This is a genomic window from Streptomyces sp. NPDC055632 (assembly GCF_053618675.1).
On record NZ_JBSHHY010000029.1, the window covers coordinates 54,312 to 68,844 of the forward strand.

7 protein-coding genes and 1 pseudogene are annotated in these 14,533 nt (G+C 70.2%); 2 read left to right on the plus strand and 6 right to left on the minus strand.

What is annotated here, in order from left to right; all coding sequences use genetic code 11:
• Nucleotides 1-57: 57 nt before the first annotated feature.
• The 6 genes from ACWGSR_RS28930 to ACWGSR_RS28955 all read right to left on the minus strand — a co-directional run bounded on the left by ACWGSR_RS28930 (nt 58) and on the right by ACWGSR_RS28955 (nt 13,284).
• Entirely contained in the window at nt 58-2,343 is a 2,286-nt protein-coding gene (locus ACWGSR_RS28930; protein ID WP_453570643.1) for a UvrD-helicase domain-containing protein, read from the minus strand.
• On the minus strand, nt 2,340-9,128 hold the full coding sequence (locus ACWGSR_RS28935; protein WP_453570646.1) for a DEAD/DEAH box helicase: 6,789 nt from the start codon (nt 9,126-9,128) through the stop codon (nt 2,340-2,342). The genes ACWGSR_RS28930 and ACWGSR_RS28935 overlap by 4 nt, the downstream gene beginning before the upstream one ends.
• A gap of 107 nt (nt 9,129-9,235) precedes the next feature.
• Nucleotides 9,236-10,183: a hypothetical protein gene (locus ACWGSR_RS28940; protein WP_453570649.1), complete on the minus strand. Its 948-nt coding sequence runs from the start codon at nt 10,181-10,183 to the stop codon at nt 9,236-9,238.
• A 51-nt stretch (nt 10,184-10,234) separates the two neighbouring features.
• Complete coding sequence (locus tag ACWGSR_RS28945; protein ID WP_453570652.1) at nt 10,235-11,425, minus strand: AAA family ATPase; 1,191 nt, start codon at nt 11,423-11,425, stop codon at nt 10,235-10,237.
• Entirely contained in the window at nt 11,422-12,714 is a 1,293-nt protein-coding gene (locus ACWGSR_RS28950; protein WP_453570655.1) for a DUF262 domain-containing protein, read from the minus strand. The genes ACWGSR_RS28945 and ACWGSR_RS28950 overlap by 4 nt, the downstream gene beginning before the upstream one ends.
• A gap of 117 nt (nt 12,715-12,831) precedes the next feature.
• Nucleotides 12,832-13,284, minus strand: a complete 453-nt coding sequence (locus ACWGSR_RS28955; protein ID WP_453570658.1) for an ATP-binding protein — start codon at nt 13,282-13,284, stop codon at nt 12,832-12,834.
• A 162-nt stretch (nt 13,285-13,446) separates the two neighbouring features.
• Between ACWGSR_RS28955 and ACWGSR_RS28960 the strand changes: the two are divergent.
• Nucleotides 13,447-14,312, plus strand: a pseudogene (locus tag ACWGSR_RS28960) (helix-turn-helix domain-containing protein).
• A complete protein-coding gene (locus tag ACWGSR_RS28965; RefSeq protein ID WP_453570661.1) occupies nt 14,309-14,494 on the plus strand; it encodes a DUF397 domain-containing protein in 186 nt (61 codons plus the stop codon). The pseudogene ACWGSR_RS28960 and the gene ACWGSR_RS28965 overlap by 4 nt, the downstream one beginning before the upstream one ends.
• Nucleotides 14,495-14,533: the final 39 nt, after the last annotated feature.

Genomic DNA, 14,533 nt, shown 5'->3' on the forward strand with positions numbered 1-14,533 from the left:
TAGGGCGGCGGGACGGCTCCCGGCCCGCCCTCCTCCGTAGACGGGCGAGCCGGGCTCTCACCTCGCAGGGAGAAGCGGTACGAGGAACCGGCTCGGCTCACCGTGCCAGGTGATGGCGAGCGCGTCGCGGGCGCGGGTCGCCGCGACGAAGAGCAGTGACCGTGCGCGGTGCAGTTCTCGCCGATGGCGGCTCGGATCCGTGCGTTCCCAATCGTCCACGGAGGCCCGTGGAACAAGCCCCTCCGCCGCTCCGGCGATGATCAGGCAGCGGTACTCCAGTCCTTTGAAGCGGTACATGGTGCCGATGTGGACGCCCTGGTCGCCACGCGGTCCGTCCTGTGTGATCTCCGACGGAGTGATGCCGCTTCGCGCGAGACGGTCGGCCATCTGGGTGACCATGTCGTTGGTCGGGACGCAGATCGCCATGGCCTCCCGGGGCACATCGTGCCAGGCCCGCAGCTGCTCCACGACAAGATCCATCTCCTCGTCCCAGCTCCGTGCGCCGCGGAACGACGGTTCCGTGCCATGGAGCACCGAGCGGTAGCCGGCGAGTGTGTCAGTGTCGCCGTCGAGGTCGTCGTAGTCGGCGTCGCCCAGGACCCGGATGGCGTCGCGGAGGATCTCGCGGGTCGTGCGGTAGCTGAGGGTCAGCCGGGAGGACCTGCCTCGGATATGGACGCCGAGGCTGCCGAGGGTGACCTGGTTGTCGTAGATCCGCTGATGGGTGTCGCCGACGAGGAAGATGTCATCGGGCTCGGACGGCACCATGGCCCGCAGCATCTTCCAGTGGGCGGCACTGAGGTCCTGGGCTTCGTCGACCACGATGTGGCGGTACCGGTAGCGCAGCCAGGCGCCGGAGCCGGCCTCGAAGTGGAGGTTGTGCAGGCCGCCCCGATCCTCGCGTTCCTCCGCACGGCGGTCGATGCGGGCCTTGCGGGCCATCTCCAGTCGCGCGGCCCGTTCGGCGACCTGGCGATGGGTCTCCAGGCCTTTGGTCTCCAGCCGCTGGGCGAAGCGCTCGGCCATCTGCCAGATGCCGGCGCGTTCGGCGCGGGTGACACTGCGGCCCCGCCCCGCGCGGCGGGCCTGGAAATAGTCGCTCCGGGAGGGCACGGCTTGGCCGAGGATGACCTGGTTCCACTCGTCGCTGAGGAACTCGGCGTTCCAGCGGGTCTCTCCGGTCTCCACCAATAGTTCCCGCCACTCGCGGAGGGCCGAGGTGTCGTCGATGCGCCGCTTCGTGTTGCCCGGGTCGGCCTCGCTGACGATGCGGGTGGCGAGCTGGTCGACATGGGCGATGTCGACCCGGGCCAGGACCTCGGGCCCCCCGAGGGAGAGCAGCCTGGCCCTCAGGTCGGCGGCGAGGTTCCGGTTGAACGTGGTGAGTAGCACAGGCTTGGTGTGGCCGGGAGGGAGCTGGCCCACCAGATGGCAGACGCGGTGGAGAGCGACGATGGTCTTGCCCGTTCCCGGACCGCCACCGACCCGGGCCGGACCGGAGTATCGCCGGTGGACCAGCTTCTCCTGGGTGGGGTGGAGGAAGATCTTCCAGCGGCCGAAGTCGCCCTCCTCCAGGATGCTCTGCAGGGATTCGTCGTCTGTGATCACCACTGTCTGGGAGCGGTCGACGGCCGCCTGCCAGTCCTCGGAGTCGAGGCTCCGCTCCGGCTCGGCCACCGCGACGGGCGCGGTCACCTGTTCCATGACCTTTTCGTACGGGACGCCGTCGCGCAGCCGGAGGAGGACCTCCCCCGTGTGGCGGGGCGCGTACTCGGCGAGGCCGAGGAGTTCGTCGTCCGTGGTGAGCTTCCGGACGATCGGGATGAGGGGCTCGGTGACACCGAGGTCCACCAGCTGCTGGTCCGTGTAGGCGCCGAAAAGAGGCTCCTCTGGCGGCGGCCCGACCTGTTCGGGGACGACGACAGCGGGCGGTGCCCCCCGGAGCGCGGCAGGCGGTGTGAGGCCGCGGCGCAGCAGGCTCTCCTCGACGACCTGGAGGTCGACGTACTCGATGGCGCCGGTGATGTGGTTGATGCCGTAGTTGAACCGGTCCAGGTTCTTGTGGACGTGGCTACGGTGTTTGACCGAGACGAGTAGCCAGTCGTCACCGCCGAGGCGGATCATCAGCGCCCGCCACTCCCGGTTGACGCGCGCCGACCAGAGGCGGTCGTGGCCCTCCAGTTGTTTGAGATCGAAGCCGCCGGCGTCGGGATTGCGGCGGAAGTCGTGCTGGAACTTGTAGAACGCTCCGAGGACCGCGCGGTCCAGCTTGACGATCTCCTTGTCCGCCTTGTCGAGCAGGCGCAAGGTCACGCCCGTCCGCGGCGCGCTGGTGACCGTCATCGCTCGTTCTCCCCGTGGTCGTTCGTGATTCCGTCTGCATCGCCTCGTACCAGCGCGGCGAGTTCGTCGGCGTTCCATTCCGTCGCGGTACGGACCTGCCAGCCCGCGTCGCGGTAGGCCGCGTCCCGTTGTTCGGCGTCGATGTCCCGGTCGCTCCCGGGATCCGGCCGGTGGGTGAGGACGACGCCCGTACGCCGGTCGGGCCAGGCGAGTTCGGCGGGCCAGGCGGCCGCTCCCAGCTCGTAACCGGCCTCGGGAGCGGGAACGCCCCGGTCGGCCAGTGCGTCGGCGAGCGCGTCGAGACCCGGATCGTCGACGAGGAACTCGATGACCTCGTCCCAGGCGGGGTCACGTACGGACGCGGTGGACTCCGCCTCCTGCCGATCCGCCGATGGCACGGGTCCGTCCGCCGTGGGCGCGTGTGCGCGCCGCTGGGAGGTGAGCCATCCGGCTCCGCCGGTAACCGCCAGCTCGGCAGGGTCGAATCCGGACAGCATGGCGGTGGTGAGCTGGACCCCGTCGCCCTCCCCCGCGTCGAGGAACTGGAGCAGGTTGCTCCAGTAGAGCCACGCCCGCCAGCGTCTGCGGTGGGCGCTCTCGTCGACCGCGACCGTATCGGGGTTGTCGTCGAGGACAGTCAGAGCGGTCCAGACCGCTCCGCTCTGCCCCCTGCGCAGATCGAGCGCGATGGTGAGCGGGCATCCCGAGGTGTCCCGGGTCGCCATGACCTGGACGGCTCCCTGCCCTCCCGCCAGCCGTCGCCCGTTCAGCGCCTCACTGATCCTGCGTCCGGTCTCCGTGCCGTCGGCCAGGGCCCTGCTCGTCGCCGACACCGCCGCGAAGCCCGCGAGGGCGCTCTGGACGCGGCGCCGCCAGGCGTCCGGATCCGGGTCGGTGAGGTGGCCGATCAGCGTCTCGACCGGATTGGCCCACACCAGACGCGTCAGGTCGCGAGTGTCTCCGGCGTGCATGCGCCGGTGGACGTCCATGGCGGTCTTCTGCGCGGTGTTCGGGTACGGCTTCCACACCGGGTCGGCCTGAGGCGCGGAGCGTCCCGTCCAGGCCTGTACGTCCTCCCAAGTGAGCTGGAAGACCTGCCAGCCCTCGGCGCGCAGCCGGGTGCGCTTCGCCGCGTCGGCCTCTGCGGTGAGGTGGCCGGGGCTCGCGTGGTAGCGGTAGCCGTCGAGGTAGACGGCCACCCTGCGGTCGTCGTCGGTGCTGCGGAAGACCACGTCCGGGCGGGTGAAGCCGAGGGGGGTCTGGGTCTCCATCTGCCAGCCGCGGACGGTCCCGTCGGGTGCGGTGAAACGCAGGGTGGTGTCCCTGGTGCCGTCGGCGGTGAGCGCGGTGCGGACGCTGACGTCGTCCACGCGGTCGGCCCATTCCAGCAATCCGCGCCGGAAGAGGGCCTCCAGTTCGCTCTCCACCTGGTGCACGAGGGTGATGTCCCGGGTGGTGGCCACAGGTTCGACGCTCCAGCGGTTCGCCGTACGGCCGAACAGCTCGCCGAGCATGTCGAGGGCGTGTTCGCGGCTCACGAGCTCGTACTCGCCGTCGGTGACGTGGCGGAGCAGACAGCGGTGGCAGGCGGGACGTCCCTGGCCCACGCACACGCAGGTCTCGATCACCTGTCGTGCGTCTTCCAGGACGCCCCGTAGGCCGTCGCGGCCGGCGAGGCGGTGGAGGTATCCGGTGCCTCCGGGCAGCGTGTCGTACAGGACGAGGAAGTGGCGGCGGAGCGGGCTCTCGCCCCCTTCCTCGGGCATGGAGTCGGTGACGACCGCGAGGTGGTCGGGGTCGCCGCCGTAGCTGCGGGCGATTCCGGCCAGCAGCAGCGCCTTGAAGGACGCGAGCCGTTCCTTGGTGTGTGCGGTGACGGCGGGGATGAGGACACGCAGGGCGTCGGTGCGCAGCTCATGGGCGAGCAGCACTCGTTCTCCGCGCCGTGCGGTGTCGGCTCCTGCTCGTCGCCGTGGGCACCAGGGACGGTGGTACCTGGCGTGGGCCGCCGCGTCGGCCTCGTCGTGGGCGGCGGGGCCACCGTCCGGGTCGGCGAAGCCGCACGCGTCGCAGACCCAGAACGGGTTGAGGCGGACCTCCTGCCCGGCGAAGGCCGAGTCGGTGCCTCCGTCCACCCGGGTGGCGCCGACGTTGATGTGCCGGATCTGCGCCTGGCGGGTGAACTCCCATCCGAAGGTGGCGTGTTCGTGCTTCCAGGCCTGCTCGATGTCGTGCGTGTCGATGTCCACGGCCGGGACGACAGTGTAATGCCGTCTCTCGCGCTCGTCGGTGTCGTCGCGTACGCGGACGTCGTCGCGTTCGTCGCGGGAGGTGACGCGGCGGGGTACGAGAACCTTGTGCAGGCAGCCGATGTCACCGATGGCCGCGGACCGGCAGCGAGGGCAGGGGGAGGCGTCCTGCTCGGCACGGTGGGTACGGACGTGGCCGCAGTCGGGGCAGACGCGCCACCAGAGCCAGGCCGGGCGTCCGGGGGTGCCGATGTCGAGGCCGGTGACGCGGTGCTTGTAGCCCTGGACGTAGTAGTGGTTGCCGGGGGCGAACTCGGAGAGGGCGAGGCGGGCGGGGCGGCTGTGGCGCAGGGTCTTGCTGTGGTTCGTGCGGGTTTCGTCGGCGGCCTTCTCGGTCCAGGTGAGCGTGGCTTCCAGCTCGGTGGTCGAGTCGATCAGGCTGTAGTTCGGCAGCAGGCCGAGGTCGACCAGGGCTCCGTGGGCGGTGGTGCGGCTGATCTCCCGGGAGACGCGTGCCACGTCCCGGCGCTCGGCACGCAGCTCGCGTCCCTGCCGCTCGTGGTCGGGGTCACCGGCGACGAGCAGTCCGTGAGCCCGGTCGATGGCCTCGGTCCGCCGCTGGAGTTCGGCGCGCCGGTCCTCCCAGCGCCGGCGCGCCGTGTCGAGGGCGGCGACGAGGCCGTCCTCGCCGGGGTCGGTCGCGTAGGTGACGAGGGCGGTGCGGGCCTGGGGACTGACTCCGGTGCCGCGGCTCTCGTCGTAAGGGGGGAACAGGTCCAGGAAGCCCAGCACGAGCCGTTCGCCGGCGGCGAGCGCGGCTTCGGCGAAATCGGCCTGCCACGCCGAGTCTCCGAAGAGGTCCGTGGCGCGCCCGGGCAGGGGCCGCAGAGGCGTCCCGTCGGGTGCGATCAGCTGTCCGGCGCCCGCGAGGTCGAGGAGGTGGGCCAGGTACTGGCGGCGCAGGATCTCGGCGGCGGACAGGTAGCAGCCGGGCGGCAGGACCTCTCCGGCGATCATGAGCCGGGGCTCTTCGAGGTAGTAACGGTCACGCGGGCCGCGGTCGACCATGGTGAGCAGGTAGGCGTTGCCGGTGGTGCGCCCCGCGCGACCCACGCGCTGGATGTAGTTGGCCGGTCCCTTCGGCAGCGAGGCAAGGACGACGGCCGACAGGTCGCCGATGTCGATGCCGAGTTCGAGGGTGGGAGTGCAGGACAGCACCTGCGGGTTGGCGTAGTGGACGCGGGTGCCCTCACGGAAGGCCTTCTCCACCGCCTCCCGCTTGGCGCGGCTGAGGGTGCCGGTGTGCTCGGCGGTGTTGATGGTGAAGACGCCGGCCTCGCGGTACATGCGGCGGTAGAAGTCGTCCGAGAAGTCCCGCTGCCGCAGTCCGCTGTCCAGGTCCCGGCCGGTGCCGAGGGTGCCGCCGCACCGGTAGCGGGGACACGGCTGCCCGTGCCACTGGTCGGCGAGGTCGGGGTGGACGGTCTGTTCCCAGAAGCACCTGGGGCAGTGTGCCGTGGCGTCGGGCAGGACATCGTCGGCGAGGGCGCGGACCTGGATGTGGCCGGGCTGGAGGCCGTAGACGCGGGTGGCGCCGTCGAGGGCGGTGCGCACAGAGACGACGCCCGCTTCGGCGAGCGCGGGCAGCAGCCGGGTCAGGAAGAGGCCGGCCGCCTCGGGGCGCAGGCCGAGGGCGCGCACGGCCCAGTCCTGGTACCAGCCGAGCCGCCCGGTGAGGACGTCGAAGTCCTCGCTGCCCTGCTTGGGGGTGCCGAGCAGGAAGGCAGGGGCGGAGACCCCTCGGGGGAAGGCCGGCATCCCGGTCTCCCGCCCGCCCCAGATCGCCCACCGGCGCACTCCGGCCTGGTCGAGCCAGGGGTCCAGCCAGGCGTGCCGGACGGCGCCCCGGATCCGCATCCGTTCGAGCAGGCCCCGGACGAAGCCGGTGTACCGGTCGGGTCCGGGCACCGAGCCGTCGGGCAGCGCGATCTCCCCGGGAGTGGTGAGGAGGATCTCCCGCACGAGGTCCGCCACGGCATCGGGATCCTGGAGAGGCACGTCGGCGGCGACGGTGCGGGTGAGTTCCAGGGTGCGGCCCTGCCGGGAACGGAGGCCGAACTCCATGACGGTGGCGAACGCCAGGCGCTGTGCGATCAGCTCCCAGGTAGCACGGGAGCCGCGGCTGCGGCCGGAGAGCAACGTGTCGACGCCGCGGACGAGGTGGAGGTCCGGCGGGATGACGGCGGCCTGTACGGCCTTGCTGTCGACCACGTCCGCGATGAGGTCGGCGGCGAGGTCGTTCAGGGAGACCGGTTCGTCCTCGCCGATGCGGCTGGCGAGCAGGGCGCGCAGGGAGAACGTGTAAGAGCGGCTGGCGACGTATCCGGCGCGGTGGGCGGCGTCCTGGACGGAATCGTTGAAGAGGAGGGTCTTGTCTTCGCCCAGATCCTTGTCGAGTTCGCCTCCGGTGAAGAGCTGGGTGATGGCGGCAGCGGCGAGCGCGGCGAGGCCGGTGCCGAGGTAGCGAATGGAGTTGAAGGTGCGGCAGGCCGGGCACTGGTCACGTTCGGCCGCCCGGTCGCCGTCGAGGTCGGCGTGGACGAAGGCGGCGTTGTGCAAGGGCGCTGGCCGACGCGCTCCCTCGCCGTCGGCGGGAGCGGTGAAGTCGGTTTCCGGCGACAGAGGGCGCAGCCGTCCGCCGTTGCCTTCCAGGACCATGACGGCGGGTCCGCCGCGCCGGCGGTCCGGGCCGGCGGCGAAGGCGGCCTCGTGGACCTCCCGGGGTGTCGCGGCGATCATGTTGCGCACCCGGCGCTTGTCGCGCCCGACGGAGGCCCGGCGGATCTTCGTGGCGTTCAGGTCGAGGTGGGCGGGATCGACCTCGGGCGAGTACGCGGCCCAGCCGGAGCGTCCGCATTCGCGGCAGAACACGGCGGGCAGGAAGACCTGGGCGGGTGGCGGCGCGCTGTCGTCGGCGGGGACGGCGGCGTGTTCGGCGGCGTCGCGCGGTTCGGCGGCCCCTTCTCCGTCGTACGGGGACGGCCCGGCGCCGGGGGTCCGGCCCGCACGGGCCAGGGCGCCGCCGGAGGTCACCCGTTCGTCGTCCCAGCGGAACTCGGCGCGTGCCGCGCTGATGCCGCGCAGGACGCGGGAGACCGAGCGGACCCAGTGGTGGATCTCGACGGACAGCAGAGGCCGCCCGGGGTGCTCCGGGTCGCGGGCGTACGACAGGAGAGCGAGGTAGCGGGCGAGAGCACGGGCGGCGAGGCCTGGCCGCTGTTGTACGGCCATGCCCCAGTGGTAGGCGTAGCGGGGCAGCACCTCGGTGATCTCGGCGAGGGTCCTGGGGGTGCCGTCGAGGATCTCCAGGACGGCGGAGGTGAGCCGGTGCCGGCGCAGGACGGCTCCGAGTTCCTCGGGGGTGGGTCCGCTCAGGCCCGTGAAGGCCGCGATGAGGTCGTCCATGACTCCCGGGTCGCGGGTGGGGTCGCCGAGGGCGTCGACCTCCTGGGGCGACGGGAACGGCAGGGAGAAGTCGCTCTTGCCGGTGAAGTCCTTCACCGAGCGGCGGTCCTCGCCGACGACTGCGTCGGGCGGGAACGGCACGCCGAAGACCTGCTCGGCGACCTCCAGCATGCCGGGTCGCCCTGCCTCGCCCCGCCTGGCCGCCGCGGAACCGCTGTCGTCGGGACCGCTCTCGCCGAGGGTGGCGGAGGTGGCGACGGGGCAGACCGGCCCCAGGGGCCGACCGGGTTCGGCCAGGCCGGTGACCGATCCGAGGCGGCGCAGCAGCATGGCGACGTCCGTGCCCTGGGCGCCGTCGTAGGTGTGGAACTCGTCGAGCACGACGTACGCGAGCGGGGAGTCCTGCCACAGCCGCTGGTCCTCGGGCCGCTGGAGGAGCAGGTCGAGCATCTTGTAGTTGGTGATCAGGATGTCGGGCCGGGTGCGGCGGATCTCGTCGCGGTCGACGGCGATCGCGGGGTTGGCCTGCTTGAACTCCTGGGACGGCCGGTCGCCGATGTAGAGCGCGGCCCGCACGCCCGCGTCGCGCAGCCGGGTGTCCTTGGGGTCGTCGAGGCGTTTGCCGATCCGGTGGGCCTGGTCGGTGGCGAGGGCATTCATGGGGTAGAGCAGGATCGCCTTGACGCCCTCCCGGCCGGCCTCGCGCTCCCGGAGGCAGTGGTCGAGGATCGGAACCAGGAACGACTCGGTCTTGCCGGATCCGGTCCCGGTGGTGACGAGGGTGGGCTCCGCCGGCCCGTGCAGGGTGGACAGCCGCTCCCAGGCGCGCTCCTGGTGCCGGTACGGGGTCAGGTCGGGGTGCCAGGTCAGGTGCCGCTTCCAGTCCTCCCCCTCGGCGGTCCTGAAGGGCGTACGGACACGCAGGTAGGGACCACGGAAGATGCCGTCCTCGGCGTCGCCGAGGAAGCCCTCCAGGGCGCGGCGGGTGGACTCGTCGGCCAGCGCGTACGTCGTCGCGAGGTACTGGCTCAGACTGGCCCGTACCTGGTCGGCGGCGAGGGTGGGACGCACGCGCGGTTCCTCCTGGGTGGTGGTGGGGCCGACTGGATCCGGGCATGTCGGCGGGGCCCTGTCATCCGCCTACGGTACCGGGGCGGCCGGGTGAACCCGGGGGTGCCTCAGGTGCCGAGGTGCCGCCCGATGTGGGCGATGTGGACCCGCCGAGTCTCCGCCACGAACCGAAAGTGCACCCGTCCATCGTCGGGGGTGAAGCGCAGATGGGTGTCGAAGTACTGCGGCTTGCCGTCTAGGTCGGTCAAGAGGCAGTGCTCACGTTTCCGTCCCGGGTGCTCCGGCGTCACCTTCGATTCCCACTGGGGCCCGCCCGGCTGGGTCGCGGCGTCCCAGCCCAGGACCGCATGGTCCATCTCCGCGAGCCGTTTGCGAACGGGATGGACCCAGTACTGCTTCAGCTCCCGCAGCTGAGTTTCGACGCGAGGCAGGAAGAGGAGATGAGGGAAGAGATCGGCGCACCGTTCCCACAGCTCGGCCCCTGTTCTGATGGTGCTCAGGTCACCGCGCAGGACGGCTTCGGCCTGCTCGCGAATCCATGGGCGGTGTACCTCCGCATGTTCCCGAGACGCCACGTGCCGGAGTTCGACCTCGGTGGTCACGATGCCGACGTCCTCGTTGTCCACAAGTTGTTCCTGGACCAGGGTGAGCCGATCAGCGTCCCAACACTCCTCCACCGGAAGGGAGATGCCGACGCCGCCCATCAGGTGGGCGAAGCCCAGCTCGGGCACGGGCTCACCCTTGTGGCTGTGCGCGACGTCGGAGAACGTCTCCCCGTCTGGAAACACCTTCTGATGGGGCCACTTCGTCTGCATCTTGAGCAGGAACGCCCACAGACCACCCTTGGCGCTCGGCGTCCCTGCCCACTTGCTCACGTGGTGCCCTTGGGCCAGGTGCAGCGCCTTCAGGGACTCCCGCATGACGAGTTCCGTACCCGGCCGGTCTTCCTTGGCGACGGCGACGATGGCCTTCGCAAGCTCGGTCATGGCGCGGTTGACCCTTTCCGGATCAGCCGTCGTCTCGCAGGACTTCTGGTTCAGGAAAAGCTGCGGCATGTTTCCCCCTCCGCGACAAACTGTGCGTCTCCCCGCCTCCCCAGGCGGACCTCAGTCGATGAGTTGTTCGAGCGTGTTCTCGAGTTCGTCGAAGAAGCCCGGGGGCCACTGGTCGAGCATGCCGTCCGCGTCGACCCGGGGACTGACGAAGTCCACGCCGGTGCCGTCGCCGCGGAAGTAGTGGAACACCGCCTGCCCGGGGGTGAGCCGCCCCTGCTTGACTGCGAGCCGCACCCCGTTGATCACGTGGTCGCTGTGCGTCTCCATGACCACCTGCGCGCCCTGCGCGGCGGCCGAGGCGGCGAGCGTGGCCATCTGGGTCTGGCCCTGCGGGTGCAGATGCGCCTCGGGGTTCTCCAGCAGGATCAGAGTGCCGGGGCGGGCATTCAGGCAGGCCACGACGATGGGCAGGACGTAGGTGAGGCCGAAGCCGACGTTGGTGGGGCGGCGGCGCTTGGTGGCTCCCTCGGCGCCTTGGAAGCCGTACGAGAGGCTCACGGCGTCCGTGCCCTTGATGGCCTCGGCCTTGATGTCCACCCCAGGGCACAGGTCGCCCAGCCAGGCAGCGGCCTGATCGATCAGGCGATCGGAGGCGGCCTTCGGATGATGCAGCGGACCCTCGGGGACCGTGACCTTGCTCCGATGGCGCAGGAAGTTGACCGTGTGTTCACCCCGCACCCCGAGAAATCCACGGCCGATGGCCACCTGGTGGTTGCGCGGATAGAACTCAGCGGGTGAGATCCGGTCGGCATGGAGGTATTGGAAGGGGGCGGTGAAGAACGCCGGGGTCACGGCCGATGGCCCGGCTGGCCGCTCCCGTCCGCCTTCGGACGTGTCGGGAAGGTCGGCATCGAGCAATGGCAGGAGGTTCTGCTCGGCCTCATACTCGGTGGTCCACCCGTAGTGGTAGGGCCCCTCGTCCACGGCGAGGCCGATCCGGGGCTCGTCCCCCGTGAAGTCCTCGTGGAGGACGTCGTCTCCGGTGCCCAGACTGACGAGTTCGCCGTTGAGCAGGAAACCCTTGTCGGCGACGTTCGTGCGGCGTCCGGCTCGGTGTTCCTCGTCCGTGAGCGCGGAGAGCGCTAGGTCGCCGGACTCGTATGACTGACGAAGGAGAGCGAGGGACTGGAGAACACTGCTCTTGCCGGACGAGTTGAGCCCGGTGAGGAGGGTCAGCGGGCCGAGAGGGATCTCCGCATGCTGGAACGCCTTGTAGTTGTGCAGCGTCAATCGGTCGATCACTGTTCGGCCACCCCTCGGAACAGTCGCGCCACTTCTTGGAACCGGGTGCGGACCTTCCTCGGATCCCCGGTGCCCACAGAGATCGACCGGTCGAAGTCCCAGTCGTTCATGAGCTCGAAGAAGCGGTCGTGCACCTTCGCGGGCGACGCTACCAGCCTGTCCCGCTCCTGATCGTCCAGTAGCGCGAGATGGACGGAGATCGTCTCGAAGAGCGCTTTGTTGATGACGGGCGAGCTGCGTTCTCCGCCGTGCCACTTGCGGAAGGCGTGCTTGCCGAACAAATCCCGCGCGCACCGCATGGCCGTCCGGAATTCCTGCGCCAGCTGTGCCCGGCGCTCCTCACCGATGGCGTTGACTCGGTGCATCGTGTTGATGAGGAACTGGTCGAAGTCCTTCTCGGAGTGCGCGGCCGGATTGGTCAGGCGGAAAGCGAGGAAGCGCAACACCATCTCCCGGTCGGCCATCCGTTCGTCGGACACGCTCCATCGGGTGGCCTCGCCGAAGGCCTGGTCCTCGGCCAGGTCGGCGAGGAAGGTCCGGACGGGCCCGCTCACCAGCGCGTGTCGTAGCTCCTGCGGCTTCAGCGACATACCGCCGGTGTTGATCCGGGTGAAGATGTTGTACTTGACGATCTCCGGGGTGCCCTGCCCTACGACGTGGACGGTGAGCTGGGTCTCCCGCAGCCGGATCTTCAGTCGGCCGGCGAGTTCCTGGTACGTCCTGCCGTCGAGATGCTGAAGGTAGTCCATGCCCCGGAGGGCCAAGGGCCCCAGGCCGGTGAGCTTGTGAGCCACCTCCGGTTCCATGAACCGGGCGATGGCGGTGAGTCGCTGGACGCCGTCCACTACGGCCCACTTGTTCTCATCCTGGGCCATGTGGAAGTTGGAGATCGGGATGCGCAGCAGCAGCGACTCGATCAGTTGGCTCTGCGCGCGGTCACTCCAGATCCCGGCCCGGCGCTGGAAGTCCGGCACGAGGTCGATCGTGCCCTCCCGCAGCCGGGACAGCAGCAGGTCCAGGGTGGTGTTCTCGGTGTGGATCCTGATGCTGTGGGGCTGGAACAAATCGGAGATGCCGTAGGCGTCCCGGTAGTCACCGTCCTCGTCAGGGGCGAGTTCCAGCTCAACACCGGTCGGCCGGCCGTCGGACCCGATCTCAAGGGGTGGTCCCAGCGGCAGGAAAAGCGAGTCCAGCTGATCAACATCCTCCGCCACGACGTAGCCCCGGGATTCCGACGGCTGGCTCCCTCCGGCGCTCCGGCCGCCTTCGTGATCCTCGGCCTCCGCCATGCCGCCCTCCGTTGCCTGTCACCACCGATACCGTGCCCGGCCCAGCCTATAGACGGGGCCGGAAAGCGTCGGTACGACCGCCGGATATCCGTCCCGAATGTTCGGCCGTCGGCACGGTCAGTCTGTCAGGTCCAGCTCGGCCACCACGGTCTTGCCCACGGGGAGGCGGTCGAGCACGTCCCACCGGTCGGCGAGCGCCTCCACCAGGAGCAGGCCCCGGCCGTTCTCGGCGAGGGGTTCGGGGCGGGGGACTTCCGGGGCGGGAGGGCGGCGCTCGCCCCGGGTGTCGGAGACCTCGATCCGCAGGGTCCGGCCGAGGAGCCTGACGACGAGCTCGAAATCCCGGCCGGGGACGCGGCCGTGCGTGACGGCGTTGGCGGCCAGCTCTGCGACCAGTACGGCAGCGGTGTCGGACGCCGGGCTGCCGTGCGGCACGCCCCAGGTGTCGAGCTGGTGTAGCGCGAGCCGGCGGGCGAGCCAGGCACCGCGCGGGGTGGGACTGAAACGCTGGACGAACAAACGTACGGTGACGGGCGCTTCGAGGGAGCCGGGGGTGGGCGGTGCTGTCATGTGCCCACGATGCCGCTGGGAGAGAAGGGTGCACCATACCCGACCCGCGTACGCGGAGTCAGCGTACGCACACGTTCGGTGGACAGTACGCGTGACGGTCCGTGACGATGTACCGGAGTCGGAAGCGGTACGGCGGGCGAGTGGCACGGGAGGTGTCCGGCAATGGCCTACGAGAGCACGGACGACGGGGGTACGGGTTCGGCGGGCGGCGCGGAATCGGAGGTGTCGGACAGTCTGCGCACCTTCGGCGCGGTCGTCCACGCCTTGCGCGAACACGTCGGCCTGAGCCGCGAGGAGTTCGGCAACCTGGTCGGCTACTCGAAGTACACGGTCGCCTCGGTCGAACAGGGCCGCCGGATGCCGGACCGCGACTTCGTGGAACGCGCGGAACCGGTTCTCGGCAACACGGGGGCGCTGCGGAAGGCGGCGCCGCACCTGTCATGGCAGGCGGGGCTCGCGAGCTGGTTCCTGCAGTGGGCGCGCCTTGAGGCGACGGCGATCAGCCTGTACACGTACGAATGCCGGGTGGTACCGGGCCTGTTGCAGACGGAGGCGTACACACGGGCCGTCTCCCTGGACGTGCCGCCCCTGCCGGACCCGGTGCAGCTGGAGCAGCGGATCGCGGCGTGGTTGACGCGGCAGGACCTGCTGGCGGTGACGCAGAGACCGCCGACGGCGTTCAGCTTCATCGTGGAACAGGCGGTGCTGGAGCGGGGGACGGGCGGGGACAAGGTGACGCGGGAGGTCCTGGACCACTTGGTGGGGGTGATCGAGCGGCACTGGAACGTGGAGTTCCAGGTGATGCCTACGCGGAGGCCGACGCATGCGGAGCTGGATGGGCCCATCATGCTGGCCGAGACGCCCGAGAACCGATGGTTCGCCTACTCGGAGGGCCAGCAAAACGGTCGACTGATCGCCCACGCGAAAGAGATCAGCTTGCTCCAGCAACGATATGCGAAACGCGCTCACAGGCCCTGACCCCAGAGGAATCCCTGGGCCTGCTGAAGCGATTGCGAGGAGCGCTATGAGCACGTCCGATCTGGTCTGGTTCAAGAGCAGCTACAGCGGCTCACAGGGTGACGCCTGCATCGAGGTGGCGAAGGACACGCAGGCGATCCACGTCCGGGACTCCAAGGACCAGCGGAGCCCCGAACTCGCCCTCTCTGCCACCGCATGGGGCAAGTTCGTCACGTACGCCGCCCAGGGCTGACCCTCACGTCGAGTGCCCCGCGCCGGAGTCGTCCGGCGC